This window comes from Stenotrophomonas sp. YJH_SMC_110 (genome assembly GCF_059369255.1).
On record NZ_JCAFSM010000007.1, the window covers coordinates 223,245 to 248,850 of the forward strand.

Consider the following 25,606-nt stretch of genomic DNA (forward strand, 5'->3'; position numbering starts at 1 on the left):
TCCACTACCGTTCGTCGGATGCCATGGTCAGGGTGCCCGGCCGGCTAGAATGCCCTCCCGCCTTCACATCGCTGCTGGAACCGCCATGGCCAAGCTTGGAACGCCGTTGTCCCCCTCCGCCACCCGCGTGCTGCTGCTGGGCTCGGGCGAACTCGGCAAGGAGGTGGCCATCGAGCTGCAGCGGCTGGGCGTGGAGGTGATCGCCGCCGATCGCTATGCCGACGCCCCGGCCATGCAGGTCGCGCACCGCTCGCACGTGATCGACATGCTCGATGCGATGGCGCTGCGGGCGCTGATCGCCCAGGAGCAGCCGCACCTGGTGGTGCCGGAAATCGAGGCCATCCACACCGAGACCCTGGTCCAGCTGGAACAGGAGCAGGGCCTGCGGGTGATCCCGACCGCGCGCGCCGCACGCCTGACCATGGATCGCGAAGGCATCCGTCGCCTGGCCGCCGAAACCCTGGGACTGCCGACCTCGCCGTACCGCTTCGTCGATACCGAGGCCGAATACCGTGCTGCCGTCGCCGCCATCGGCCTGCCGTGCGTGGTCAAGCCGGTGATGTCGTCCTCGGGCAAGGGCCAGAGCACCCTGCGCAGCGAGGCGGACATCGCCCCGGCCTGGGACTACGCGCAGACCGGTGGCCGCGCCGGTGCCGGCCGCTGCATCGTCGAAGGCTTCATCGATTTCGATTACGAGATCACCCTGCTGACCGTGCGCCATGCCGGTGGCACCTCGTTCTGTGCGCCGATCGGCCATCTGCAGAAGGATGGCGACTACCGCGAAAGCTGGCAGCCGCAGCCGATGTCGAGCGCGGCACTGGCACGTGCCGAGGAGATTTCGCGCGCGATCACCGATGACCTCGGCGGCTGGGGCCTGTTCGGCGTGGAGCTGTTCGTGAAGGGCGACGAAGTGTGGTTCAGCGAAGTGTCGCCGCGCCCGCACGACACCGGCCTGGTGACGCTGGTATCGCAGGAGTTGAGCGAGTTCGCGCTGCATGCGCGCGCCATCCTCGGCCTGCCGATCCCGGTGATCCGCCAGAGCGGCCCGTCGGCGTCGTGCGCGCTGTTGGCACACGGCGAGGGCGTGCCGTACTTCAACAACGTCGCCGCTGCATTGCAGGTGCCGGATACTGCCGTACGCCTGTTCGGCAAGCCGAGCGTGCATGGCCATCGCCGCGTCGGTGTCACCCTGGCGCGCGCGGAAACCATCGACGAGGCGCGCGCCATCGCGCGAGATGCCGCCGACGCCATCGGCGTCGAACTGCGCCCGTAAAGCAAAAAGGGGACGGAGGGGATTAAGTCGTTTGTGCCACAAACGACTTAATCCCCTCCGTCCCCTTTTCAGGGCCGTCGACTCTACCGCACGTCCACCCACACCAGGTGGTGGTCGCTGCCGTCGGCGATCTTCGCTTCCGGGCTTTCATTGGCCGGCCAGAAGATACCGCTGCCGACATATTCGAAACCGGTCGAGGGCAGTACGTAGTCCAGGCGCATGGTGCCGGACTTCGGGCCGAAATCGCCGGTGGCATGGAACGGTGCGCCCTTGCGCTCGATGCCCTTGGCCGCATAGGCCAGGCTGGTCTGCTCGCCACCGACGCTGTGCGGGGTGGGGTAGCGCAGCACGCGGGCGTTCTCGATCAGTTCGACGATCGCCTCATGGCGGCCATCGCCATCCACCGGGTCGTTGTTGAGGTCGCCGAGGATCACGAAGCGCGCGTCCTGGGCCAGGCCGCCGCACTGACCCTTGTCGTCGCACAGCCATGGCTTGTCACCCTTGGACAGGTATTCCTGCCACAGGCGCAGTTCGTCATGGTTGCGCGCCGCGTTGCGCTTTTCCGGGCCGTCGAACACCGGCGGGGTCGGGTGCGACACCAGCGCGTGCACCACGCCGGCCGGGGTCTTCACCGGCACGTCCCAATGCGACTTCGACGACAGGCGCAGCTGCGACCACACATGGTCGTTGTAGAAGCTCTGGCCGGTACGTGGATCGACCGGTCGGATCGCGCCCGGCATCGCGCTCCACTTCAGCAGCTGGAAGCTGCGCACCCTGGCTTCGTCGATCGGGTAGCGCGACAGCACCAGCATGCCGTACTGGCCCGGGTGCAGGCCGTAGCCCCAGGCATCGTTGCCGCGGCTGCGGCCTTTGCCACCGACCACGCCGTTGTTGTCCAGGTCCAGGCCGCTGGGCACGCCGGTGTTGACCGGTGCCAGATAGCGGTAGGCGAAGTGCAGCGGCTTGCCGCCACCGGGCTGGGCGACCTCCAGGTAGCGCTTCTGGAACAGGTCGGCGGCGCGATGGGCGTCGTCGAAGTCGAATTCGTTCAGCAGCACCAGGTCCGGGCGCACCTGCTGCAGCACTGCGGCGATCTTGCGCGCGTGTTCGCTGTCGCCTTCCAGCTCCTTGATCAGGCCACCGGCGTCATCGGAGTACAGCGAGGTGTTGTAGGTGGCCAGGCGCAGCGCAGCGGACGGCTTTTCGGTCATCGCAGGGGACGTGGCGAAGGCAGGGGCGGTGGCGCCGCAGAGCAGGGCCAGGGCGAGGATCAGGGGATGGCGGCGGGTCATGTTCATGGGCCGTATTGTGCACCCGGCCCGGTGTCAGCGGTTTGTCAGCGCCCGTCCAGATCCTTGTCGAAATCGTGCCAGCGGCGGCCATCGTAGGCTTCCAGCGGATGGAAGCGGCGCTTGTAGTCCATCTTCTGGTGGCCGCGGATCCAGTAGCCCAGATACACGTGCGGCAGCCCCTCTCGGCGTGCCCACTCGATCTGCTGCAGGATCGCGAAGGTGCCCAGCCCGCGCGCGGGGTGGTCCGGGTCGAAGAAGGTGTAGACCGCCGACAGGCCGTGCTCGGTGACGTCGGTCACCGCTACCCCCAGCAGCTGGCTGGGCTGGCCGTCGTGGCCGGGCAGGCGCATCTCCATGAAGCGGGTGTGCGACCAGCTGCCGATCAGGAACTGCTCGAACTCGTGCGGGCCGTGGTCGTCCATGCCGCCGTTGGCATGGCGGTGGGTGAGGTAGCGGTGGTACAGCGCGAACAGGTCATCGCGGGCGGTGGCGGCGGTGATCCGCACCTCCAGGTCGTCATTGCGGGTGGCACAGCGGCGCTGGCTGCGGTCCGGGGCGAAGCGGGCCACCGGGATGCGCACCGCCACGCAGGCCTGGCAGTGCGCGCAATGCGGCCGGTAGACCAGGTCGCCGCTGCGGCGGAAGCCCCAGCTCAGTGCCAGTGGATAGAGCGCGCCGAGGCGGCGGTCGTTCGGGTCCAGCACCAGGTCGCGTGCCACCCGGTCCGACCAGTACCCGCAGGGGTGCTCGCCGGTCTGGAAAAGTCGCAGTTCGTCGTCTCTGTCGCCATGTATCGCCATGGGCACAGCATAGCCCCAGGTTGTCGCAGTGGCGGCGACTGTCCGCCGGATGAATGGAATCGGCAGTAGCGTCAACCGACGTCGCGCCCGGGCGTTGTTGTCCCCCGAGGGTGAAGTGATCACCCCGACGCTGTTCCCATCCCCAGGAGTGACCTCATGATCCGTACCCCCCTGCTGCTGGCCCTGCTGCTTGGCACCTCCGCATCCGGTATCGCGCTGGCGGCCGACACCCCGGCCACGCCGGCACCGCGCCCGGCCAAGCTGGACACCAACGGTGACGGCGTGATCGACCGCAGCGAGGCGGCCGCCAACCCGCGCCTGGCCGCGAAGTTCGACGAGCTGGACAAGAACAAGGACGGCAAGCTCTCGCGCGACGAGCTGCCGCGCTGGCAGCATGGCCGTCGTGGCCACGGCGGTGAGCGCTGGGCCGCGCTGGACGTCAACAAGGATGGCCGCATCAGCCGCGAGGAAGCCAAGGCCGATCCGCGCCTGGCCGCGCGCTTCGACCAGCTTGATCTGAACAAGGACGGCTACCTGGACAAGGCCGACCGCGAGCTGCGCATGAAGCAGCATCGTGATGCCTGGTTCGCCGCCGCCGACACCAACAAGGACGGCCAGCTGAGCAAGGCCGAGTTTGATGCGGCCAAGGGCCCGATGCATGGAGGCCCGCGCCATGGCGGTCCGCGCGACGGCGGCGCACCGAAGCCGCAGCGCTGAGGGTCAATGCAGTGATGACGACAACGCCGGCGGCACTGCCGGCGTTGTCCGTTACAAGCGGCCGCTGCGCATCAGCGAGTACGCCACAAGCGCAATGACCATCAGGTTCATGGCGATGATGGCGGTGCGGCCGTACATCGATTCGAACTTCCAGTTGATGCCGGTTCGCCCGCGCCGCGCCGAATCGCGCGCGATCATCGGCGCCATCACCCGCTGCAGCGTCACCAGGCACTGGTAGTTGACCACGCCCAACCCGACCGCCAGCACCGTCAGCTGCGTCCAGACCGGTGCCTGCAGCACCACAGCCAGCAGGATCGCCAGGCACCAGAACATGCCGGTGGTGATGTTGAGGTAGAGGAAGCGGCGCACATCGGCCCGCTCTGCCGCAGTTTCGGTGTACGACATCAGGAAGCGCCCGCCGAGATAGCTGCCGATCGCGCCACCGGCAACGCCACCAATGACCGCCCCCCAGCTTTCGGCTGGCAACACATGCAGCTGGCCCAGGGTGGCGGTCAACGAGCCCATCGCGGTTCCACCGGCAACGCTGGCGCCGCCGAGGCCGAGCTTGCTGCCGCCGATGCCGACGCCGGTGCCGAGCAGCACCGCTGCACTGGCGGTGCCGGGCGCGGCCACCAGCACCATCGACACCACGGCGGTGGCGAATGCAGCGCTCGGCGCGCTGCTGCGGGCGAATTCACCGAAGCGCTGCAGCAGGCCTTCGCGCACCAGGGCACGTGCACGCGACAGGCGCTTGCGCACGGCTGCATCGCTGAGCCCGAGCAGGTCGGCGACCTGTTGCGAGCGCTGTCCCTCGCGGTAGTACAGCAACAGCACTTCGCGGCTGTCGGCGGGCAGGGTGGAGATGATGTCCTCGGCGGCGATCTCTTCCTCCACCCGCTGCAGGCGGTCAGCCGCACCTGGGGCCGGGTCGGCGGCCATGCCCATCGCCACCTCCGCGGCCTCGCCGGTCAGCGGCCGGCCGCGTTGCGCACGCAGCCAGTCGCGGGCCAGGTTGCGGGTGATCTGCCGCAGCCAGGGCAGGAAGCTGGTCGCGCTGCGCAGCTGGTGCAGCTGCTGCCAGCCCTTCACGAAGGCCTCCTGGGCGATGTCCTCGCTGGCCTGGCGGTCGCGGGTGATGGCCAGGGCGATGGCGGTGACCGTGTTCTGGCAGGCCAGCACGATACGGCCGTAGGCATGCTGGCAACCGCTGGCGGCGGCGGGCAGTTCGCGTTCCAGGGTCTGGTCGATCGATGCGGCGAACGTCGTCATGGCGGCGGCTCTCCTGCTGGGATTGTGTCCCATGACGGAGCCGCGCGCCCAATGTGACCGACTTTCTGTGCTGACAAAAAAGGGACGGAGGGGATTAAGTCGTTTGTGCCACAAACGACTTAATCCCCTCCGTCCCCTTTTTGCAGTTGCCGGCCAGCGGCGGGTACGACCCGTGAGTTACTTCGATGGCTGGATGCGGACCCGGACTTCTTCCTCTTCCGGTGCGGCCTGCGGGGCCGGTTGCGCCTGCTGCGGCTGGGCCTGCGGGGCAGGGGCCGGTGCTGCCGGGGCCGGGGCACCGCGATGGCGCAGGCCGATCACCAGCGCCACGCCGGCGATCACCACCAGCAGGGCGATGCGGATGCGCCAGGCCCAGCTGCGGCCGCCGCTGCCCTGTTCCGGCGTGTCGCGGAAGGCGAACTCGGCGGTCGGATGGTCGCGGCGGGTGGTGTCGAGCAGGCGCGCCTCACGCAGGATCTCGCGTGCACGCGGCTGGTCGTCGGCGCGCACGATCCATACCGCCGGGTAGGCGTTGGCGTTGCCGAGGTCGGTATAGCTGAACTGGCCGCGGCGACGGGTCTTGTACGAGCGCCCGTTGGTCACCTTGACGTCGATGCCATGCCCGCGCAGGAGCTCGGCCACGCCTTCGACGGTTTCCACGCGCTGGCTGCTGAAGATCTGGCGCATGGGTTTACTCCTTGGCCGGCACGGCGGCCGCGGCAGCCTGGTCGGGAACCACGCGGATCAGGCCCTCCTGCGCGGTGCTGGCCACCAGCACACCATTGCGGGTGAAGAACTGGCCGCGGGCCAGGCCGCGCGAATCCTGCGCGCTGGGGCTGTCCAGCGAGTACAGCAGCCAGTCGTCGGCACGGAACGGGCGGTGGAACCAGATCGCGTGGTCGAGCGAGGCCATCTGCACGTGCGGGTGGTAGTAGCTGATGCCGTGCGGGAACGTCGCCGTGCCCAGCAGGTGGAAGTCCGAGGCATAGGCCAGCAGGGCCTGGTGCAGTTCCGGAGCATCGCCGACCGGCTCGCTCAGGCGCAGCCACACCTGGTGGTAGGGCGGGCGCTTGGGCGGGTTCAGTTCGTCGCGCGGGTAGACGTGGCGGAATTCGAACGGGCCGCCGCGCGACAGCCAGCGCTGCACCTTGATCGGCAGCCGCTCCAGCACTTCGGCCGGCAGCGGCCGGTTCGGTTCGATGTCTTCCGGCTGCGGCACTTCGGGCATCTTGTGCTGGTGCTCGGCGCCGGTCTCGGCCTGCTGGAACGATGCCGCGCAGAAGAAGATCACCTTGCCGTGCTGGATCGCGGTGACCCGGCGCACCGAGAAGCTGCCGCCGTCGCGGGTACGGTCCACGTCGTAGACGATCGGGTGGTCGATGTTGCCGGCGCGCAGGAAATAGGCGTGCAGCGAGTGCACGTGGCGGCCGTTGTCGACCGTGGCCTGTGCCGCGGCCAGCGCCTGGCCCAGCACCTGCCCGCCGAACACGTACTTGGTGCCGATGTCGCGGCTCTGCCCGCGGAACAGGTTGTCCTCCAGCCGCTCCAGCGTGAGCAGGTCGATCAGCTCGGAGACGACGGGTTCGGGCGTGTCGTTCAAGGGGGCGGCCACAGCAGTGAAAGAGGGCCTGATTATACCGGTCAGGGGTCAGATCCCTTTCGCCCGGCGAAAGGGATCTGACCCCGGGCGGGGCAACCGCTATTTGCCCAGCCGTGCGACCAGCGCCTGCAGGGCGTTCTGTGCGTCCGGGGCGAACCAGGCCTCGACGAAGCGGTCGAGCTGGATCAGGTCCGGCTGCAGCGCCACGTGCAGGTCGGCGCGGGCGATGGCGCGGGTCAGCAGCATCGGCTGGCGCGGCTGCCTGAGCAGGTCCTGCAGCCAGGCAATCGCGCGTGCCACCACCAGGTCCCCCTCTGCCAGCTCATCCACCAGGCCGATCTGCACCGCCTGTTCGGCCGGTACCAGCGAACCGGTGGTCAGCAGCACGCCGGCGCGGTGCACGCCCACCGCACGGCGCAGCAGTCGCTGGATGCCCTCCGGCGCGATCAGGCCCACCTGCACCTCGTTCAGGCCGATGGCATATGGCCGCGACGGATCGGCGCTGCGGGCCATCACCCGGTAGTCGCAGCACAGGGCCAGCACGCAGCCGCCCGCCGGGGCGTGGCCGGTGATCGCCGCGACCACCGGGATGCGGCTCTCGGCCAGCGTGCGTACGGCGCCAAAGAAGGCGTTCCAGGTGTCCAGCAGCTTGTGCTTGTCATCGCCATGCGAGAGCAGGTGCGGCACGTCCATGCCGCCGGTGAAGATGCGCTCGCTGCCCGACAGCACGATGCCGTGCGCGTCTTCGGCCATGGCCAGCTCGATGGCATGGATCAACTGCCGGCACAGGTCGGTGTCCAGTGCGTTGACCGGCGGCCGCGCCAGGCGCAGTTCGCGGATGGGGCCATGGTTGATCACCTCGATGAGCGTCGTCATGCTGCGGTCTCGTTGCGAAGAAGGAACCTGGGCGATGATAACCAAACCATTCGTTGGCGTACTGTGGCTTCTGTGTGCGGCCGCAGCATCGGCCTCGGCGGCGGAATCGGGCTGCGTCACGGTGGATCAGGGCTGGGCGCGGTTGCCACCGAATCCGGCAATGCCGATGACCGCTGGCTACGGCGTCATCCACAACGGCTGCGGCAAGGCGGTGGTGATCACCGGCGCGACCAGCAGCAGCTTCAATGATGTGTCGCTGCACGAAACCACGATCACGGATGGGGTCAGCCGGATGCGCGCGATCGAGCGCCTGCCGCTGGCGCCGGGTGCACGTGCCGAGCTCAAGCCCGGTGGCCTGCACCTGATGCTGATGCAGGGCAAGGGCGCGCTGAAGGAGGGGCAGGCGGTGCCGCTACGGCTGCAGCTGGAAGGCGGCGGCGAAGCAAGTGCGACGCTGGCCGTACGCAAGGCTGCGCCGTAGCGGGATGGTCGTGCCGGCCGCTGGCCGGCAGCACGGGCAATGCCGGCCAGCGGCCGGCACTACCACAGGGCCTTACGACCAGTCGTACGAGAACAGCACGGTGCGGCTTTCCGGCTCGTACAGCATCACGATCGCATCGGCGCCGGTGGCGCACCAGTTGTAGCCGGCTACGCCGGCCACGGCGAAGAACTTGTTGCCGTTGCGGGTGATGATCACCGTTTCGGCATCGTCCGCAGCGTTTGGGTCATCGGCAGCGTCGGTGAAGCCCAGTTCGAAGGCCGCGGGAATCTCCGCGGTCTCGGTCCAGTTGCCGAAGCCTATCGGTCCGCCCAGCGTATCCAGGTAGTCGCGTTCGCTGGCCTCACCCTTGCCGTAGCGCGAGTAGCAGGCGAGACGGCCGTGCGCGGCATGGTAATCGCGGGCCTTGGCGTAGCTGTCGCGCATCTGCGCGATGTGCTCCTGCGCATCCTTGTCCTGCACCGCCTCGCCGATGAAATAGCCCTCATTGCCGAGGAAGCGCATCTCGTTGCCGGCGGTCAGTTCGAAGGCGATCCAGTTGGTGCCGGTGAAATCGTTGTGGTGTTCTTCGGTGGTCTCGCCGATGCAGCCGTCGTACGGCTCGATCGGGCACAGCATCGTCGCCACCTGGCCGGCCAGTTCCGGCCGCAGCACGCCCAGGTCAATCTTCAGCAGCGGCAGCAGGTGCTGGCCGAGCCAGGCCTGGTCGGCGGGAAAGACGTCGGTGGGGAAGGGGACCATGCCGGGCAGCAGGTCGCGCAGTTCAGTCTGGTGGATCATGTCAGTCCATTGAATGGGATCGGTAGTGCCGGCCGCTGGCCGGCAACCTCATTGCAGCCAAAGCGTGCCGACCAAGGTCGGCACCTACCAGGGCGCGTCAAGTGGAGGCGCTGCGGATCGCCTCCGGCAGCGGCGCGCTCTTGCCGGTCTGCGTATCCATCCACACCACCACCACGTTGCCGTCGGAATACAGCTTCGACGCGTCCTGCTGGTCGACGATGCGGTGGCCGATGGTCACGCTGCTGTTGCCCAGGCGCTCGACGAACAGCTCGACCAGTATGTCGTTGGGCCACACGATCGGCAGCCGGTAATTGACGTTGGTCGCGGCCACCACCGGTGCGATGCGGTCGGTCATCGATACGCCGTCCACGCCCAGCATCCAGCGCACGCGCGCTTCTTCCAGGTAGGAAATGTACTTGGCGTTGTTGACGTGGCCCATGCTGTCCATGTCACGCCAGCGCACGCTGATCGGGATGCGGGCCAGGATCTTGTGTTCGCTGCTCATCAGGCGTCCTTCTTCTTCGATGTGCTCTTGCTGGCCTTGCCGGTGCTCTTGGCGGCCGCGGCCTTCTTGGCAACCTTGGCCGGCTTCTCAGGCTTCACCTTGCGTGGCGGGCGGGCGTCGGGCTTGTTGGCCACGGCGGCCGGCTGTTCCGGGCGCGCGCTGGTGGACGGCAGCATGCGCGCCAGGAACTGGCCGGTATACGACTGCGGACAGGCCGCCACGTCTTCCGGCGTGCCGGTGACCAGGATGGTGCCACCGCGGTGGCCGCCTTCCGGACCCAGGTCGACGATCCAGTCGGCGGTCTTGATCACGTCCAGGTTGTGCTCGATCACCACCACCGTGTTGCCTTCGTCGCGCAGCTTGTGCAGCACGCCCAGCAGCGCTTCGATGTCGTGGAAGTGCAGGCCGGTGGTCGGTTCGTCGAGGATGTACAGGGTGCGGCCGGTATCGCGGCGCGACAGTTCCTTGGACAGCTTCACGCGCTGTGCTTCACCACCGGACAGCGTGGTCGCGCTCTGGCCCAGTTTGATGTAGCTCAAGCCGACGTCGACCAGGGTTTCCAGCTTGCGTGCGATCGACGGCACCGGTTCGAACAGCTTCAGTGCATCCTCGACGGTCATTTCCAGCACGTCGTTGATGTTGAAGCCCTTGTACAGGATCTCGAGCGTCTCGCGGTTGTAGCGCTTGCCATGGCAGACGTCGCAGGGCACGTACACGTCCGGCAGGAAGTGCATCTCCACCTTGATCAGGCCGTCGCCCTGGCAGGCTTCGCAGCGGCCACCGCGCACGTTGAAGCTGAAACGGCCCGGCGAATAGCCACGCGCACGCGCTTCGGGCACCTGTGCGAACAGTTCGCGCAGGGGGGTGAACAGGCCGGTGTAGGTGGCCGGGTTCGAACGCGGGGTGCGGCCGATCGGTGACTGGTCGATGTCCACCACCTTGTCGAACAGGTCCAGGCCATCGATCTCCTTGTACGGGGCGATCGGGTGCGAGGAACCGTTGATCTCGTTGGCGGCCAGCGAGAACAGGGTGTCGTTGATCAGGGTGGACTTGCCGGAGCCGGACACACCGGTCACGCAGGTCAGCAGGCCCGACGGAATCGCCAGGTCCACACCCTTGAGGTTGTTGCCGCTGGCCCCGCGCAGGTGCAGGGTCATCTTCGGGTTCGGCTTGTGCCGGCGCGCGGGGATCTCGATCGCGCGCTTGCCCGACAGGTACTGGCCGGTCAGCGAGCGCGGTGCCTCCAGGATGTCCTGCAGGGTGCCCTGGCCGACGATCTCGCCGCCATGCACGCCCGCGCCCGGGCCGATGTCCAGCACGTAGTCGGCCAGGCGGATCGCATCCTCGTCATGCTCGACCACGATCACCGTGTTGCCGAGGTCGCGCAGGCGGGTGAGGGTGCCGAGCAGGCGCTCGTTGTCGCGCTGGTGCAGGCCGATCGACGGCTCGTCGAGCACGTACATCACGCCGACCAGGCCGGCGCCGATCTGGCTGGCCAGGCGGATGCGCTGTGCCTCGCCACCGGACAGGGTGTCGGCCTTGCGTTCCAGGGTCAGGTAATCCAGGCCCACATCGACCAGGAAGCCGAGGCGCTCACCGATTTCCTTGACGATCTTCGCGGCGATCTCGCCACGCCAGCCCGGCAGGCTCAGTTCGCTGAAGAATTTCAGCGCCTCGTCGATCGGCAGCACCACCAACTCCGGCAGCGGGCGGTCGGCCACGAACACGTTGCGTGCCGCTTTGTTCAGGCGCGCGCCATGGCATTCCGGGCACGGCTGTTCGCTGATGTACTTGGACAGCTCTTCGCGCACCGCCGGCGATTCGGTTTCCTTGTAGCGGCGCTCGAGGTTGGGAATGATGCCCTCGAAGCGGTGCTTGCGCTGGGTGCGGCCACCGGCTTCGGTGAAGTAGGTGAAGGTGATCGCCTCATCGCCGCTGCCGTACAGCACGGCCTGCTGCACGTTCTGCGGCAGCGAGTTCCATGCCGCGTCGACGTCGAACCGGTAGTGCTTGGCCAGCGAGGCGATCAGCTGGAAGTAATAGGCGTTGCGACGGTCCCAGCCGCGCACCGCGCCGGCGGCCAGCGACAGCTCGGGATGCACCACCACGCGCGAAGGATCGAAGAATTCGGCCATGCCCAGGCCGTCGCAGCCGGGGCAGGCGCCCATCGGTGCGTTGAACGAGAACAGGCGCGGTTCCAGCTCCGGCAGCGAGTAATCGCAGACCGGACAGGAGTACTTGGAGGAGAACAGCGTCGGCGAAGCGTCGGCACTGTCCAGGCTCTGCACCGAGGCCATGCCGTCGCCCAGCTTCAGCGCGGTTTCGAAGCTCTCGGCCAGGCGCTGCTTGATGTCCTCGCGCGGGCGGAAGCGGTCGATCACCGCCTCGATGGTGTGCTTCTGGCGCAGCGCCAGCGGCGGCACCGCATCGATTTCATGCAGCTCGCCGTCCACGCGCACGCGCACGAAACCCTGCGCGCGCAGCTGGTCGAACACCTGGGCATGCTCGCCCTTGCGGTCGCGGATGACCGGGGCCAGCAGCATGTAGCGCTGTTCCGGGTCCAGGGTCAGCACCTGGTCGACCATCTGGCTGACCGTCTGCGCCTCCAGCGGATAGCCGTGGTCCGGGCAGCGCGGGGTGCCGACGCGGGCGTACAGCAGGCGCAGGTAGTCGTAGATCTCGGTGATCGTGCCGACCGTCGAACGCGGGTTGTGCGAGGTCGACTTCTGCTCGATCGAGATCGCCGGGGACAGGCCCTCGATGTGGTCCAGGTCCGGCTTTTCCATCACGCTCAGGAACTGGCGCGCATAGGCCGACAGCGACTCGACATAGCGGCGCTGGCCTTCTGCATAGATGGTGTCGAACGCCAGCGAGGACTTGCCCGAGCCGGACAGGCCGGTGATCACGATCAGCTTGTCGCGGGGCAGGTCGAGGTCGAGGTTCTTCAGGTTGTGCGTCCGCGCGCCGCGGATGCGGATGAAATCCATCGCCATGGGGGATCCGGTTGTGGGGGCGTTGGCTGGGTGCCGGGCCAGCAGGGAACGGCAATCGGTCAGCCTACCGAGGTGACCAGATGGGGGCAATGGGCGACAATGCCAGCCCGATGTCTCATCTGGTGAGACAGGCCGTCAGGCAGGGGTCAGATCCCTTTTCACGGGGTGAAAAGGGATCTGACCCCGTTCCGGAGCCGTCCTCCCGCGGCATTCGGGGGTTGACTTGACCCGCGCCCGCTGATCTGCGTACAATTCCGCTCCTGTCCGCCCTCGATGGCGGCAGCTCAGACCACAATAACTACAGAGGAAGGCCTGGTCATGTACGCAGTACTGGTCACCGGCGGTAAGCAATACCGCGTGGCGCAGGGCGAAAAGCTCCGCATTGAAAAGCTCGAAGTCGAAGTCGGCAGCGAGATCAAGTTTGACAACATCCTGATGCTGGGTGACAGCGACGGCGTGAAGCTGGGCGATGCGCTGAAGGGCGCTGCCGTCACCGCCAAGGTCCTGTCCCAGGGTCGTGCTGACAAGGTCCGGATCATCAAGTTCCGTCGCCGCAAGCACCACATGAAGCGTCAGGGTCACCGTCAGTACTACACCGAAATCGAGATCACCGGCATCGCCGGCTAAGCATCAGGAGAAGCAGTCATGGCACATAAAAAGGGCGTAGGCTCCTCGCGCAACGGTCGCGACTCCAACCCGAAGTACCTGGGCGTCAAGATCTTCGGCGGCCAGGCCATCGAAGCCGGCAACATCATCGTGCGTCAGCGCGGCACCCAGTTCCACCCGGGCACCGGCGTTGGCCTGGGCCGTGACCACACCCTGTTCGCCCTCGTGGACGGCAAGGTGGAGTTCTCGGTCAAGGGCGCCAAGAAGCGTCGCACCGTCAGCATCGTCTCGGCCGACGCCTGATCCAGGCATCGCCGGCACCCGTGCCGCGGCATGGCCGTGCTGGATGAAGAGCACGCTGCATGGAGAGCCCCGCTTCGGCGGGGCTTTTCGTTAGAGTTGAAGCAAGACCGGCTGGGCCGGGTTGCCGGCCCGCGGCCGGCATGACATTCAAGGTGGCGGCCAGCAGGTCGCGCCCATCGCAGGCATCGAAACAATGAAACTGGTAGACGAAGCAGAAATCGAAGTGTTCGCCGGCAACGGCGGCAACGGCTGCATTGGCTTCCGTCGCGAGAAGTTCATTCCGCTCGGCGGCCCGGACGGCGGCGACGGCGGTGCGGGCGGCAGCGTGTACATCCGCGCCGACGAAAACCTGAACACCCTGGTCGACTTCCGCCATGAGCGTATCTTCAAGGCGCAGCGCGGCGAGAACGGCATGGGCCGCCAGGCCTATGGCAAGGGCGGCGAAGACCTGACCATCACCGTGCCGGTCGGCACCGTGGTCATCAACGTTGCCACCGATGAAGTCATCGGCGACCTGACCCAGCACGGCGACCGCCTGCTGGTGGCCAAGGGAGGTCGCGGTGGCCTGGGCAACATGCACTTCAAGAGCTCGACCAACCGCTCGCCGCGCCAGGCGCTGCCAGGCGAGCCGGGCGAAGAGCGCACGCTGAAGCTGGAGCTGAAGCTGCTGGCCGATGTCGGCCTGCTGGGCTTCCCCAACGCCGGCAAGAGCACCCTGATCCGTGCCGTTTCGGCGGCAACGCCGAAGGTGGCCGATTACCCGTTCACCACGCTGTACCCGAACCTGGGCGTGGTGAAGGTGGAGAACCACCGCAGCTTCGTGATCGCCGACATTCCGGGCCTGATCGAAGGCGCTGCGGACGGCGCCGGCCTGGGTGCGCAGTTCCTGCGCCACCTGCAGCGCACCCGCCTGCTGCTGCACCTGGTGGACATCTCGCCGATGGAAGGCGGCGTGGAGGGCATTTCGCCGGTGGAGCAGGTGCGTGCGATCGAACGCGAGCTGGAGAAGCACGATCCGGAGCTGCTGAACAAGCCGCGCTGGCTGGTGCTGAACAAGGCTGACCTGATGTTCGAAGACGAGGCGCAGGCCGCGGCCGAGCAGATCGTCGCCGAGCTGGGCTGGAAGGAGCCGTGGTTCCTGGTTTCCGCGCTGGGCCGCGAAGGTACCTTCCCGATCATGAGCCGGATCATGGCCTTCTTCGATCGCCAGAAGGAAGACGAGCTGGAAGCCCGCAACGCGCAGTGAATGCCGTTGTGGTTCCATGCGGAAAACCCGGCTTCGGCCGGGTTTTTCATTTGGTAGTGCCGGCCGCTGGCCGGCAATCCCGGTAAACCGCAGGCAACAAAAAACCCGGCCGGGGCCGGGCTTTTGTCTGCTGCCCAACCCCGAAGGGCAGGGCGGCAACGCCGGATCAGGCGGCCTTGAGGGCCTTGATGCGGTCGTTCAGGCGGCTCTTGTGGCGAGCAGCCTTGTTCTTGTGGATCAGGCCACGCGCGCTGAAGCGATCCAGGATCGGCTGGGCAACGGCGAAGGCGGCTTCGGCGCCGGCGGCATCGTTGGCGTCCAGCGCCTTGATCACTTTCTTGACAGCGGTGCGCAGCATCGAGCGCTGAGCCACGTTGCGCGCGTTGCGCACGACGGTCTGCTTGGCGCGCTTCTTGGCGGACTTGATATTGGCCACGGTGGTGGTTTCCTGAAAAAATCGGTGTTATGGGAACAGCAAGCTAGCTAGTATGATGGCCCGAGAAATGCACGTCAAGTCGATTGTCAAGAGGGACGCTGAGTGAGTTCACCGAAGATGTTGCGGGGCCTGCTGTCGTTCAGCAGCATGACCATGGTCTCGCGGGTTCTCGGACTTGTCCGGGATCAGGTGATCACTACCACGTTCGGCACCAATGCGGTTACCGATGCGTTCTGGGTTGCCTTCAGGATACCCAATTTCCTGCGCCGGTTGTTCGCGGAGGGGTCCTTCTCCACCGCCTTCGTGCCGGTGTTCACCGAGGTGAAGGAGACCCGCAGCCACGCCGAACTGCGTGAGCTGATGTCCCGGACCGCCGGCACCTTGGGCGGGGTGCTGATGCTGGTCACCGCCCTGGCGCTGATCTTCGCGCCGCAGCTGGCGGTGGCATTCTCAAGTGGTGCTGATACCGACCCGGTCAAGCAGACCCTGCTGGTCGACCTGTTCCGCCTGACCTTCCCGTTCCTGCTGTTCGTGTCGCTGACCGCGCTGGCCGGCGGTGCGCTGAACAGCTTCCAGCGCTTCGCGATGCCGGCGCTGACCCCGGTCATCCTCAACCTGTGCATGATCGCCGGTGCGCTGTGGCTGGCGCCGCGGCTGGGCGGCACCCCGGAGAAGCAGATCCTGGCGCTGGGCTGGGCGGTGCTGGCGGCCGGTCTCCTGCAGTTGCTGTTCCAGCTGCCCTCGCTGAAGGGCATCAACCTGCTGACCCTGCCGCGCTGGGGCTGGAACCATCCGGGCGTGCGCAAGGTGCTGACGCTGATGGTGCCGACCCTGTTCGGTTCGTCGGTGGCGCAGATCAACCTGCTGCTGGATACCCTCATCGCGGCCAAGCTGACCGACGGCTCGCAGTCCTGGCTGTCGCTGGCCGATCGCTTCCTGGAGCTGCCGCTGGGCGTGTTCGGCGTGGCGCTGGGCACGGTGATCCTGCCGGCGCTGGCCCGCCACCATGTCAGCACCGACCGCGAGGGCTTCTCGCGCTCGCTGGACTGGGGCCTGCGCATGACCCTGCTGATCTCGGTGCCGGCGATGCTGGGCCTGGTGCTGCTGGCCGAGCCGCTGATCGCCACGCTGTTCCAGTACCGCCAGTTCACCGCGTTCGATACCCGCATGACCGCGCTGTCGGTATACGGCCTGAGCTTCGGCCTGCCGGCGTTCGCGCTGCTGAAAGTGGTGCTGCCGGCGTTCTATGCGCGGCAGGACACCAAGACCCCGGTGCGTGCCGGCGTGGCCGCGCTGGTGGCCAACATGGTGTTCAACTTCGCGCTGCTGGCCGTGCTGTACCAGGTGATGGTGCCCGACGCGCTGAAGGCGCAGGGCGTGATGGCGGCGATCGGCAAGCAGCCGGGCCTGCACCTGGCGCTGGGCATTGCCAGTGCGCTGTCCAGTTACCTGAACCTGGGCCTGCTCTGGTACTGGCTGGGCAAGACCGACGTCTACCAGCGGCGGCCGGGCTGGGGCGGCTATCTGGTGCGGCTGGGGGTGGCCTGCGTGGCCATGGTCGGCGTGCTGCTGGCCCTGCTGCACTGGGTCCCCGACTTCACCGGCATGGACAAATGGCACCGTATCGGTGGCCTGATGCTGCTGGTCGGCGGCGGCGGCGCGACCTACGTGGTGGCCATGCTGGCGATGGGCTTCCGCCCGCGCGACCTGCGCGGGCATTGATCGCGGTCCGTGGCGGCTATACTTCAGGGTTACACCATTGAAGCGGCGGCCCCGGTCGGGCCGGAACGAGAGTTGATGAGCAGGCTGTTCAGAAGCGTCGAGGGCGGGGAGCTGTTCCCCAACGGAAGCGTGGTCTGTATCGGTGCATTCGACGGCCTCCACCTGGGCCATCGTGCGCTGGTCCGCCACGCGGTTGCCCGCGCGCGCGCCTTGGGCGTGGCGGCAGTGGCCGTGGCATTCGAGCCGCTGCCGCGTGAATTCTTCGCCCAGGGCACGCCGCCGCCGCGGCTGACCCTGGCGCGCAGCAAGGTCGAGATCCTGCGCGAGCTCGGCGTCGATGCGATCGGCCTGCTGCGTTTCGACGCGGCGATGGCGGCGATGCCGGCCGAGACCTTCGTGCGCCGGTTGCTGGTGCACCGGCTGGGCGCCCGCGAAGTGTGGATCGGGCCCGAGTTCTGCTTCGGCAACCGCCGCCGCGGTGATCTGGCACTGCTGCAGGAGATGGGCGCCGAACTCGGCTTCACCGCGGGCGAGATCGAAGCGGTGGACCTGCATGGCGAGCGCATCTCCAGCACCCGCATCCGCCAGCTGCTGCAGGAGGGCGATTTCGCCCGCGCCAACGACCTGCTCGGCCGCCCCTACGCGATCAGCGGGCGGGTGGTGCGCGGGCGCCAGCTCGGCCGTACGCTGGGCTTCCCCACCGCCAACCTGCGCTTCCCGAAGACCCCGGCACTGTCGGGCATCTACGCGACCTGGGTGCACGGCGTGTTCGACCAGCCCTGGCCTTCGGTGTCCAGCTTCGGTACGCGGCCGACGGTGGAGGGCGTGGAGCCGCTGCTGGAAGCCCACCTGTTCGATTTCCAGGGCGACCTGTACGGCCGCCACATCGACGTGGAGTTCGTCGCCAAGCTGCGCGACGAAGAGAAATTCAATGATCTGGCGGCGCTGACCGACCAGATGCACCGCGACGCCGAACAGGCGCGCGCCATCCTTTCCGAACATAGATTGCGAGCCACTGCGTGAGCCAGGACTACAAGACCACCCTGAACCTGCCAGCCACCGAATTCCCGATGCGCGGCGACCTGCCCAAGCGCGAGCCGGGCATTCTGGCGCGGTGGGAAGAGCAGGGGCTCTACCAGCAGCTGCGCGACAACGCCGCCGGCCGCCCGCTGTTCGTGCTGCATGACGGCCCGCCATACGCCAACGGCCGCATCCACCTGGGCCACGCGGTCAACAAGATCCTGAAGGACATCATCGTCAAGTCGCGCTACCTGGCCGGCTTCGATGCGCCCTACGTGCCGGGCTGGGACTGCCATGGCCTGCCGATCGAGATCGCGGTCGAGAAGAAGTGGGGCAAGGTCGGCACCAAGCTTGACGCCGTCGAATTCCGCCAGAAGTGCCGCGAGTTCGCCGAAGAGCAGATCAACATCCAGCGCGTGGACTTCAAGCGCCTGGGCGTGACCGGTGACTGGGACAACCCGTACAAGACCCTGAGCTTCGATTTCGAAGCCAACGAGATCCGCGCGCTGGCCAAGGTCGTGGCCAACGGCCACCTGGTCCGCGGCGCCAAGCCGGTGTACTGGTGCTTCGACTGTGGCTCGGCGCTGGCCGAGGCCGAGATCGAGTACCAGGAAAAGGAATCGCCGGCGATCGACGTCGCCTACGCTGCACGCGATGCGCAGGCCATCGGCCAGGCGTTCGGCGTGAGCGTGCCGGTCGACGTCGAAGTGGCCGTACCGATCTGGACCACCACGCCGTGGACGCTGCCGGCCTCGCTGGCGGTGTCGCTGGGCGCGGAGATCAACTATGTGCTGGCCGAAGGCCCGGCCCACAACGGCAAGCGCCGCTGGCTGGTGCTGGCCGCGGCCCTGGCCGAGCGCGCGCTGCAGCGCTATGGCGTGGACGAAGTGGTGCTGCATGGTGAAACCACCGGCGCTGCGCTGGAAAACCAGCTGCTGGCGCATCCGTTCTACCCGGAGCGCGAGATCCTGGTGCTCAATGGCGACCACGTCTCCGACGAGGACGGTACCGGTGCGGTGCACACCGCCCCCGGCCACGGCCAGGAAGACTTCGTGGTCAGCCAGAAGTACGGCCTGCTGGACAAGTACAACGCTGGCCAGGTCACTCCGATCGACGGCCGCGGCGTGTACCTGGAATCGACCCCGCCGGCCGGTGACGTGGTGCTGGCGGGCCAGCACCTGTGGAAGGCGCAGGAGGCCATCGTCGGCGTGCTGCGCGACAACGGTTCGCTGCTGGCGTTCCATCCGATCCGCCACAGCTACCCGCACTGCTGGCGCCACAAGACGCCGGTGGTGTTCCGCGCCACCCCGCAGTGGTTCATCTCGATGGACAAGGCCAACCTGCGCAACGATGCGCTGGCCGCCATCGACACCGTCGGCTGGTTCCCGACCTGGGGCAAGGCGCGCATCCAGAGCATGGTCGACGGTCGCCCGGACTGGACCATCTCGCGCCAGCGCACCTGGGGCGTGCCGATCGCACTGTTCACCCACCGCCAGACCGGCGAGATCCATCCGCGTTCGGTGGAGCTGATGCAGCAGGTCGCCGACCGCGTCGAAGCCGAGGGCATCGACGTGTGGTATTCGCTGGACGCCGCCGAACTGCTCGGTGCCGACGCGGCCGACTACGAGAAAGTCACCGACATCCTCGACGTCTGGTTCGATTCGGGCGTGACCCATGAAGGCGTTCTCGCCGCGCGTGGCTTCGGCAAGCCGGCCGACCTGTACCTGGAAGGGTCCGACCAGCACCGCGGCTGGTTCCAGTCCTCGCTGCTGACCGGCGTGGCGATCGACAAGCGCGCCCCGTACAAGCAGTGCCTGACCCACGGCTTCACCGTGGACGAGCACGGCCGCAAGATGTCCAAGTCGCTGGGCAACGGTATCGAGCCGCAGGACATCATGAACAAGCTGGGCGCGGACATCCTGCGCCTGTGGATCGCCTCGGCCGACTACAGCAACGAGATGTCGCTGTCGCAGGAGATCCTCAAGCGCAACGCCGACGCCTACCGCCGCCTGCGCAACACCGCGCGCTTCCTGCTCGGCAACCTGGACGGTTTCGACCCGGCGCTGCACCTGCAGCCGCTCGAGCAGATGGTCGCGCTGGACCGCTGGATCGTGCATCGCGCGTGGGAGCTGCAGGAGAAGATCAAGGCGGCCTACGACGGCTACAACATGGCCGAGATCGTGCAGCTGCTGCTGAACTTCTGCAGCGTGGACCTGGGCTCGCTGTACCTGGACGTGACCAAGGACCGGCTGTACACCATGCCGACCGATTCGCACGGTCGCCGTTCGGCCCAGAGCGCGATGTACCACATCGCCGAAGCATTCACCCGCTGGGTGGCGCCGATCCTGACCTTCACCGCCGACGAGCTGTGGGGCTACCTGCCGGGCGAACGCGCCGGCCACGTGCTGTTCACCACCTGGTATGACGGCCTGGCGCCGTTGCCGGCCAATTCCCAGCTCAATGCCGCCGACTTCGACCAGCTGCTGGCCGTGCGCGAGCAGGTGGCCAAGGTGCTCGAGCCGATGCGCGCCAACGGTGCGATCGGTGCGGCGCTGGAAGCGGAGATCACCATCGCCGCCAGCGAAGAACAGGCCGCGCGCTGGCAGCCGCTGGCCGATGAACTGCGTTTCCTGTTCATCAGTGGCGACGTGCAGGTGCGCCCGGCGACCACCGACGAGGTGTTCGTCAGCGCCCAGCCGACCACCAAGGCCAAGTGCGTGCGCTGCTGGCACCACCGCGCCGACGTCGGCAGCAACGCCGACCATCCCGAGCTGTGCGGCCGTTGCGTGAGCAACGTGACCGGCGCCGGCGAAGTGCGGAGCTGGTTCTGATGGCCGCGCCCCGTCCGCATCCGAACGCCCTGGTCTGGCTGCTGCTGTCGGTGGCCATCATCGGCCTGGACCAGTGGTCCAAGGCCTGGGTGCTGTCCAGCCTGCCGGAGTTCCAGCCGGTGGTGGTCATCGACGGCTTCTGGAACTGGTACCGCACCTACAACACCGGCGCGGCATTCAGTTTCCTGAGCGACGCCGGTGGCTGGCAGAAGTACTTCTTCACCGCGCTGGCGATCGCCATCAGCGGGCTGATGGCGTGGTGGCTGCGCGGCACCGCCCGCGGCAACTGGAAGGCCGCGGTGCCGTATGCGCTGATCATCGGCGGCGCCATCGGCAACGTGATCGACCGCCAGGTGCACGGCCACGTGGTCGACTTCATCCAGTGGTACGTGGGCGGCTACACCTGGCCCTCGTTCAACATCGCCGACTCGGCCATCGTGGTGGGTGCCATCGGCATCGCGCTGTTTGGCCTGTTCGACGGCAAGTCCGCCAAAAAGGCGGATAATGCCAACCCGAAACCGTAAGCCGGCTGCCGCCGGGAGACTGAACTGATGGATGTGCTGCTCGCCAACCCGCGTGGTTTCTGTGCCGGTGTCGATCGTGCGATCGAGATCGTCAAGCGCGCGATCGAAACGCTGGGCGCGCCCATCTATGTCCGCCATGAAGTGGTGCACAACCGCTTCGTGGTCGACGACCTGAAGCAGCGCGGCGCGATCTTCGTCGAAGAGCTCGACGAGGTTCCGGACAACAACACCGTGATCTTCAGCGCGCATGGCGTGTCCCAGGCCGTGCGCCAGGAAGCCGAGCGCCGTGGCCTGAAGGTGTTCGACGCCACCTGCCCGCTGGTGACCAAGGTCCACTTCGAGGTCGCGCGCCACTGCCGTGCCGGCCGTGACGTGGTGCTGATCGGCCACGCCGGTCACCCGGAAGTGGAGGGCACCATGGGCCAGTGGAACCGCGAAGCCGGGACCGGCCAGATCTACCTGGTCGAGGATGTCGAGCAGGTCGCGACGCTGCAGATCAACCAGCCGGAAAACTTCGCCTACACCACCCAGACCACGCTGTCGGTGGATGACACGCGCGGCATCATCGATGCGCTGCGCGAGCGGTTCCCTGCGATGCAGGGCCCGAAGAACGACGACATCTGCTACGCCACGCAGAACCGCCAGGATGCTGTGCGCGACCTGGCCAAGCGCTGCGACCTGGTGCTGGTGGTCGGTTCGCCGAACAGCTCCAACTCCAACCGTCTGAGCGAGCTGGCCCGCCGTGAAGGCGTGGAGTCGTATCTGATCGATGGTGCGCACGAGATCGACCCGGCATGGGTGGCAGGCAAGCAGCACATCGGCGTGACCGCCGGCGCCTCGGCGCCGCAGGTGCTGGTCGATGGCGTGCTGGCGCGCCTGGCCGAGCTGGGCGCCACCGGCGTGGGCGAGCTGGACGGCGAACCGGAATCGATGGTGTTCGCGCTGCCGAAGGAACTGCGCCTGCGCCTGGTCGACTGAGCGCGGAAGGACGTCTGCAGGGAACGGCCCGCCACTACCCGGTGTGGGTGCGAACCGAAACTGATCTGGTGGGTGCGAACCTTGGTTCGCACGCCTTTGGCATGGCCGGGTGGGCGCACCGCCCATGACCTTTGGCCATGGGGCCGGCCATCGCACAGGCCTAGCATCGGAGGATTCCCCGTTGTTGGAAACTGCCTGATGAAGACCCGAGCCCTGGCAATGTCGTTGCTGTTCGCGCTGGCGGCCACGCCTGCACTTGCGCAGACCTCGCCACCGGCCAACGCGGCAGCCCCAGGACTGCTGCGCATCGATGTGGACGCGCGCGATCTGGCCCGGCGCATCTTCAAGGTGACCGCCACCGTGCCGGCCAAGCCCGGCCCGATGACCCTGCTGTACCCGCAGTGGATTCCCGGCAACCATTCGCCCACCGGCCCGATCGACAAGCTGGCCGGCCTGCGCGTGACCGCCAACGGCAAGCCGCTGGCCTGGCAGCGCGATCAGTACAACGTCTATGCGTTCAAGGTGAACGTGCCCGAGGGCGCCAGCGAGATCGTCGCCCACTTCGATTTCCTGTCCTCGCAGGGCGGCAGCCAGGGCCGGGTGGTGATGACCCCGGAAATGCTCAACCTGCAGTGGAACGCCAACTCGCTGTATCCGGCCGGCATCGACGCGCGCCAGCTGCAGGCGCAGGCCAGCGTTACCCTGCCCAAGGGCTGGTCGTTCGCCACTGCATTGGAGACCGCGCGCCGCGACGGTGACACCGTGGTGTTCAAGCCGATCTCCTATGACCATCTGGTCGATTCGCCCTTGTTTGCCGGCGAGCACTACCAGCGCATCGATCTCGATCCGGGCGCGAAGGTGCCGGTGCACCTCAACGTGTTTGCCGACGACGCCAAATCGCTGAAGCCGAGCGAGGCGCAGATCACGATGCACCGCGCGCTGGTGCAGCAGGCCGACAAGCTCTACGGCGCGCGGCACTACAACCACTATGAGTTCCTGCTGGCATTGACGGACCGCCTCGGCGGCATCGGCCTGGAGCATCACCGTTCCAGTGAGAACAGCGCCGACCCGGGCTACTTCACCGAGTGGGACAACAACGCGTGGATGCGCGATCTGCTGCCGCACGAGTACACCCATTCCTGGAACGGCAAGTACCGTCGCGGCGCGGATCTCGCCACCGCCAACTTCAACACGCCGATGGGCGACAGCCTGCTGTGGGTCTACGAAGGCCAGACCCAGTTCTGGGGCCAGGTGCTGGCGGCGCGTTCAGGGCTGTGGTCGACCGCGCAGGCGCGCGACATGCTGGCCAACGTGGCCGCGACCTATGACCGTGGTCGCCCGGGCCTGGCCTGGCGGCCGCTGCAGGACACCACCAATGACCCGACCATCGCGCAGCGCCGCACGCTGCCTTACCGCAACTATCAGATGAGCGAGGACTACTACTCCGGCGGCCAGATGCTGTGGCTGGAAGTGGAGGGCAAGCTGCGCGAACTGAGCGGCAACCGGCGTAGCCTGGATGACTTCGCACGTGCGTTCTTCGGCGTCGGCAACGGCGACTGGGACGTCAACCCGTACACCTTCAACGACGTGGTCGCGACCTTGAACGGCATAGCGCCGTATGACTGGGCGACGTTCCTGCGCGGGCGCCTGGACGGCCACGGTTCGTTGACCGGCGGCCTGGAACTGGCGGGCTGGAAGCTGGTCTACCGCGATACGCCGAACGATGCCTACAAGGCGCAGGAAAAACGCGCCAAGGCGGCATTGCTGGCGTACTCGCTGGGTGCGACCGTGCTCGACAGCGGCGTGGTCGGCGACGTGATCTGGGACAGCCCGGCGTTCAATGCCGGCCTGGCGCCGGGCATGAAGGTGATTGCCGTTGGCGGGCGCGAGTACAGCAGCCAGCGCTTGAAGGATGCGGTGGCTGCGGCGGCGAAGGACAAGGCGCCGATCGTGCTGCTGGTGAAGCAGTTCGACCGCATCGAAACGATGAACATCGCCTACCACGGTGGCCTGCAGTACCCGGTGCTGGAGCGTATCGCCGGCAAGCCTGACCGCCTTGCGGACCTGTGGAAGGCACGATGAAACCGCGCGCCCGCGATGGCGTGATCCTGTTGATGGCGATCCTCGCCATCCTCGGTGCGTTCCTGCACGGTGACGGGCGCTGGCTGCATTGGTTGGCCAAGCCGACCACCACGCTGCTGATCGCTGCCATCGCCTGGCGGGTGCGCGATCCCGCGCAGCCGTTCTACCGCCGCGCGGTGCTGGCTGGCATGCTGCTGTCGTGCGTGGGGGATATCGCGCTGATGTTGCCGGTGGATGCGTTCGTGCCGGGGCTGGTCGCGTTCCTGCTGGCGCACCTCTGCTACATCGTCGCCTTCCGCGATGGCCTGCGTGCCGGGCGTGGCCTGCTCGCCGCCAGCGTCCTGCTCGGTGCGTTCGCTGTACTCAATGTACTTGGCCTGTGGCCGCACCTGCCCGCACCGATGCGCATTCCGGTGCTGGCATACGTGGTGGTGCTGGCCTCGATGGCGGTCCTGGCGCTCGCACGCCAGTGGCGGCGACCGCACACCGATGCAATGGAAGCCAGCAGCTCCCGCTGGGCGGCCGCCGGTGCGCTGCTGTTCGTCGCCAGCGACTCGCTGCTGGCCTGGGACCGCTTCGCCGGCGGCCTGCCACTGGCCAGCCTGCTGGTGCTGTCCACCTACTACGGCGCGCAGTACGCCATCGCCCGCTCGGTTGTGCCTGGCCATCGGTAGCCTGGCCTCGTTATGATTTTCTGATGGATAGGGAAATCAACGCGCTGGCTGCAGTTATCGATGCCATACGGGCGGAGTGGTCGCGGCCCCGGGTCGCCATGCATCAGCATGGGGAGTGTCCTTTCCTGCTTCGATCTTCCTTTGTACAACGCAGTGCTGCGGTACCAACAGACCGACGATTCCAGGGCTGTTCAGCGCAGTTGCTCGCATTCTGGGACAGGTACGCTTCGGCGGAATTGTTCAAGGACGAGCAATTCGGTCAATGGGGCATGGAGATGCTCAGCGTCGAGGATGCACACGTTCAGACGGCCTTTCTCGCTGGTTCGCGTCCGTTGGATTTCCGGAGCGGCGATGTCGTATTTGGCCGCTTCTACGGCGACTCAGATCTACTGGTTATGAACGCCTTTGGTTCGGTGCTGGTCTGCCTGCCTTTGGACGAGCGAAAAGACTGGCCTGAAGCATCGGACTCGCTTGCAGGCTTCCTATCCCGGCTGCATGAAGCCCAAGGTTCCAAGTACTGGGAGTTGTGATCCATTGAGGGCATCCGCATTGGCTGCCCGCTAGTTCCAGTCTTCTGGCC

General features: G+C 67.1%; 24 protein-coding genes. 14 read left to right on the plus strand and 10 right to left on the minus strand.

The genetic code is table 11. From position 1 onward, the window contains the following. Positions 1 to 85 precede the first annotated feature (85 nt). On the plus strand, positions 86 to 1,273 hold the full coding sequence (gene purT, locus AC5P6H_RS14690) for a formate-dependent phosphoribosylglycinamide formyltransferase (protein WP_014646362.1): 1,188 nt from the start codon (positions 86 to 88) through the stop codon (positions 1,271 to 1,273). An 83-nt stretch (positions 1,274 to 1,356) separates the two neighbouring features. Here purT and AC5P6H_RS14695 read toward each other — a convergent pair whose 3' ends face one another. Next, positions 1,357 to 2,571, minus strand: coding sequence for an endonuclease/exonuclease/phosphatase family protein (locus AC5P6H_RS14695; protein ID WP_495202807.1), 1,215 nt, complete (start codon positions 2,569 to 2,571; stop codon positions 1,357 to 1,359). 38 nt (positions 2,572 to 2,609) lie between these two features. After that, on the minus strand, positions 2,610 to 3,365 hold the full coding sequence (locus AC5P6H_RS14700) for an arginyltransferase (RefSeq protein ID WP_046429513.1): 756 nt from the start codon (positions 3,363 to 3,365) through the stop codon (positions 2,610 to 2,612). A 156-nt stretch (positions 3,366 to 3,521) separates the two neighbouring features. Between AC5P6H_RS14700 and AC5P6H_RS14705 the strand changes: the two genes are divergently transcribed. After that, positions 3,522 to 4,082 (plus strand): EF-hand domain-containing protein, encoded by a 561-nt coding sequence (locus AC5P6H_RS14705; RefSeq protein WP_014646365.1) that lies wholly within the window; start codon positions 3,522 to 3,524, stop codon positions 4,080 to 4,082. Positions 4,083 to 4,133: 51 nt separating this feature from the next. Here the strand turns inward: AC5P6H_RS14705 and AC5P6H_RS14710 are convergent, their stop codons facing one another. The 4 genes from AC5P6H_RS14710 to AC5P6H_RS14725 form a co-directional block, all read right to left on the minus strand. Then, positions 4,134 to 5,351, minus strand: coding sequence for an RNA polymerase sigma factor (locus AC5P6H_RS14710; RefSeq protein WP_495202808.1), 1,218 nt, complete (start codon positions 5,349 to 5,351; stop codon positions 4,134 to 4,136). 177 nt (positions 5,352 to 5,528) lie between these two features. Next, entirely contained in the window at positions 5,529 to 6,038 is a 510-nt protein-coding gene (locus AC5P6H_RS14715) for a pathogenicity-like protein (protein ID WP_053494920.1), read from the minus strand. A 4-nt stretch (positions 6,039 to 6,042) separates the two neighbouring features. Further along, positions 6,043 to 6,963, minus strand: coding sequence for an acyl-CoA thioesterase II (gene tesB, locus AC5P6H_RS14720; protein WP_005408551.1), 921 nt, complete (start codon positions 6,961 to 6,963; stop codon positions 6,043 to 6,045). Between the two features lie 87 nt (positions 6,964 to 7,050). Continuing rightward, positions 7,051 to 7,827, minus strand: coding sequence for an enoyl-CoA hydratase/isomerase family protein (locus AC5P6H_RS14725; RefSeq protein WP_014646368.1), 777 nt, complete (start codon positions 7,825 to 7,827; stop codon positions 7,051 to 7,053). A 34-nt stretch (positions 7,828 to 7,861) separates the two neighbouring features. On the opposite strand from AC5P6H_RS14725, the gene AC5P6H_RS14730 reads away from it, so the two are divergent. Then, positions 7,862 to 8,308, plus strand: coding sequence for a copper chaperone PCu(A)C (locus AC5P6H_RS14730; protein WP_041863160.1), 447 nt, complete (start codon positions 7,862 to 7,864; stop codon positions 8,306 to 8,308). A gap of 72 nt (positions 8,309 to 8,380) precedes the next feature. Here AC5P6H_RS14730 and AC5P6H_RS14735 read toward each other — a convergent pair whose 3' ends face one another. From AC5P6H_RS14735 to uvrA, 3 genes are all read right to left on the minus strand, one after another. Further along, positions 8,381 to 9,106 (minus strand): hypothetical protein, encoded by a 726-nt coding sequence (locus AC5P6H_RS14735; protein WP_014646370.1) that lies wholly within the window; start codon positions 9,104 to 9,106, stop codon positions 8,381 to 8,383. A 97-nt stretch (positions 9,107 to 9,203) separates the two neighbouring features. Next, complete coding sequence (locus tag AC5P6H_RS14740; RefSeq protein ID WP_032956469.1) at positions 9,204 to 9,611, minus strand: acyl-CoA thioesterase; 408 nt, start codon at positions 9,609 to 9,611, stop codon at positions 9,204 to 9,206. Next, positions 9,611 to 12,604: an excinuclease ABC subunit UvrA gene (gene uvrA / locus AC5P6H_RS14745; protein WP_049441204.1), complete on the minus strand. Its 2,994-nt coding sequence runs from the start codon at positions 12,602 to 12,604 to the stop codon at positions 9,611 to 9,613. Before uvrA ends, AC5P6H_RS14740 begins: the two co-directional genes overlap by 1 nt. 318 nt (positions 12,605 to 12,922) lie before the next feature. Between uvrA and rplU the strand changes: the two genes are divergently transcribed. The 3 genes from rplU to cgtA all read left to right on the plus strand — a co-directional run bounded on the left by rplU (position 12,923) and on the right by cgtA (position 14,759). Next, positions 12,923 to 13,231 (plus strand): 50S ribosomal protein L21, encoded by a 309-nt coding sequence (rplU, locus tag AC5P6H_RS14750; protein ID WP_005408557.1) that lies wholly within the window; start codon positions 12,923 to 12,925, stop codon positions 13,229 to 13,231. 18 nt (positions 13,232 to 13,249) lie between these two features. Next, positions 13,250 to 13,513 (plus strand): 50S ribosomal protein L27, encoded by a 264-nt coding sequence (gene rpmA, locus AC5P6H_RS14755; RefSeq protein WP_005408558.1) that lies wholly within the window; start codon positions 13,250 to 13,252, stop codon positions 13,511 to 13,513. A gap of 193 nt (positions 13,514 to 13,706) precedes the next feature. Further along, positions 13,707 to 14,759, plus strand: coding sequence for an Obg family GTPase CgtA (cgtA, locus tag AC5P6H_RS14760; RefSeq protein WP_014646373.1), 1,053 nt, complete (start codon positions 13,707 to 13,709; stop codon positions 14,757 to 14,759). Positions 14,760 to 14,925: 166 nt separating this feature from the next. Here cgtA and rpsT read toward each other — a convergent pair whose 3' ends face one another. Then, positions 14,926 to 15,195 (minus strand): 30S ribosomal protein S20, encoded by a 270-nt coding sequence (gene rpsT, locus AC5P6H_RS14765; protein ID WP_005408560.1) that lies wholly within the window; start codon positions 15,193 to 15,195, stop codon positions 14,926 to 14,928. A 117-nt stretch (positions 15,196 to 15,312) separates the two neighbouring features. Between rpsT and murJ the strand changes: the two genes are divergently transcribed. The 8 genes from murJ to AC5P6H_RS14805 all read left to right on the plus strand — a co-directional run bounded on the left by murJ (position 15,313) and on the right by AC5P6H_RS14805 (position 25,556). Next, complete coding sequence (gene murJ / locus AC5P6H_RS14770; RefSeq protein WP_014646374.1) at positions 15,313 to 16,917, plus strand: murein biosynthesis integral membrane protein MurJ; 1,605 nt, start codon at positions 15,313 to 15,315, stop codon at positions 16,915 to 16,917. Between the two features lie 75 nt (positions 16,918 to 16,992). Beyond that, positions 16,993 to 17,940, plus strand: a complete 948-nt coding sequence (locus tag AC5P6H_RS14775) for a bifunctional riboflavin kinase/FAD synthetase (protein ID WP_014646375.1) — start codon at positions 16,993 to 16,995, stop codon at positions 17,938 to 17,940. Continuing rightward, positions 17,937 to 20,768 carry an isoleucine--tRNA ligase gene (gene ileS / locus AC5P6H_RS14780; RefSeq protein ID WP_495202809.1) on the plus strand — a complete coding sequence of 944 codons (2,832 nt, stop codon included), beginning with the start codon at positions 17,937 to 17,939 and terminating at the stop codon, positions 20,766 to 20,768. Before AC5P6H_RS14775 ends, ileS begins: the two co-directional genes overlap by 4 nt. Further along, entirely contained in the window at positions 20,768 to 21,292 is a 525-nt protein-coding gene (gene lspA / locus AC5P6H_RS14785; protein WP_495202810.1) for a signal peptidase II, read from the plus strand. Before ileS ends, lspA begins: the two co-directional genes overlap by 1 nt. A 27-nt stretch (positions 21,293 to 21,319) precedes the next feature. Beyond that, a complete protein-coding gene (gene ispH, locus AC5P6H_RS14790) occupies positions 21,320 to 22,270 on the plus strand; it encodes a 4-hydroxy-3-methylbut-2-enyl diphosphate reductase (RefSeq protein ID WP_005408565.1) in 951 nt (316 codons plus the stop codon). Between the two features lie 198 nt (positions 22,271 to 22,468). Continuing rightward, positions 22,469 to 24,352, plus strand: coding sequence for a M61 family metallopeptidase (locus tag AC5P6H_RS14795; protein WP_014646379.1), 1,884 nt, complete (start codon positions 22,469 to 22,471; stop codon positions 24,350 to 24,352). Next, positions 24,349 to 25,026 (plus strand): lysoplasmalogenase, encoded by a 678-nt coding sequence (locus AC5P6H_RS14800; RefSeq protein WP_495202811.1) that lies wholly within the window; start codon positions 24,349 to 24,351, stop codon positions 25,024 to 25,026. Before AC5P6H_RS14795 ends, AC5P6H_RS14800 begins: the two co-directional genes overlap by 4 nt. A 23-nt stretch (positions 25,027 to 25,049) precedes the next feature. Beyond that, on the plus strand, positions 25,050 to 25,556 hold the full coding sequence (locus AC5P6H_RS14805; protein ID WP_206631632.1) for a hypothetical protein: 507 nt from the start codon (positions 25,050 to 25,052) through the stop codon (positions 25,554 to 25,556). Positions 25,557 to 25,606: the final 50 nt, after the last annotated feature.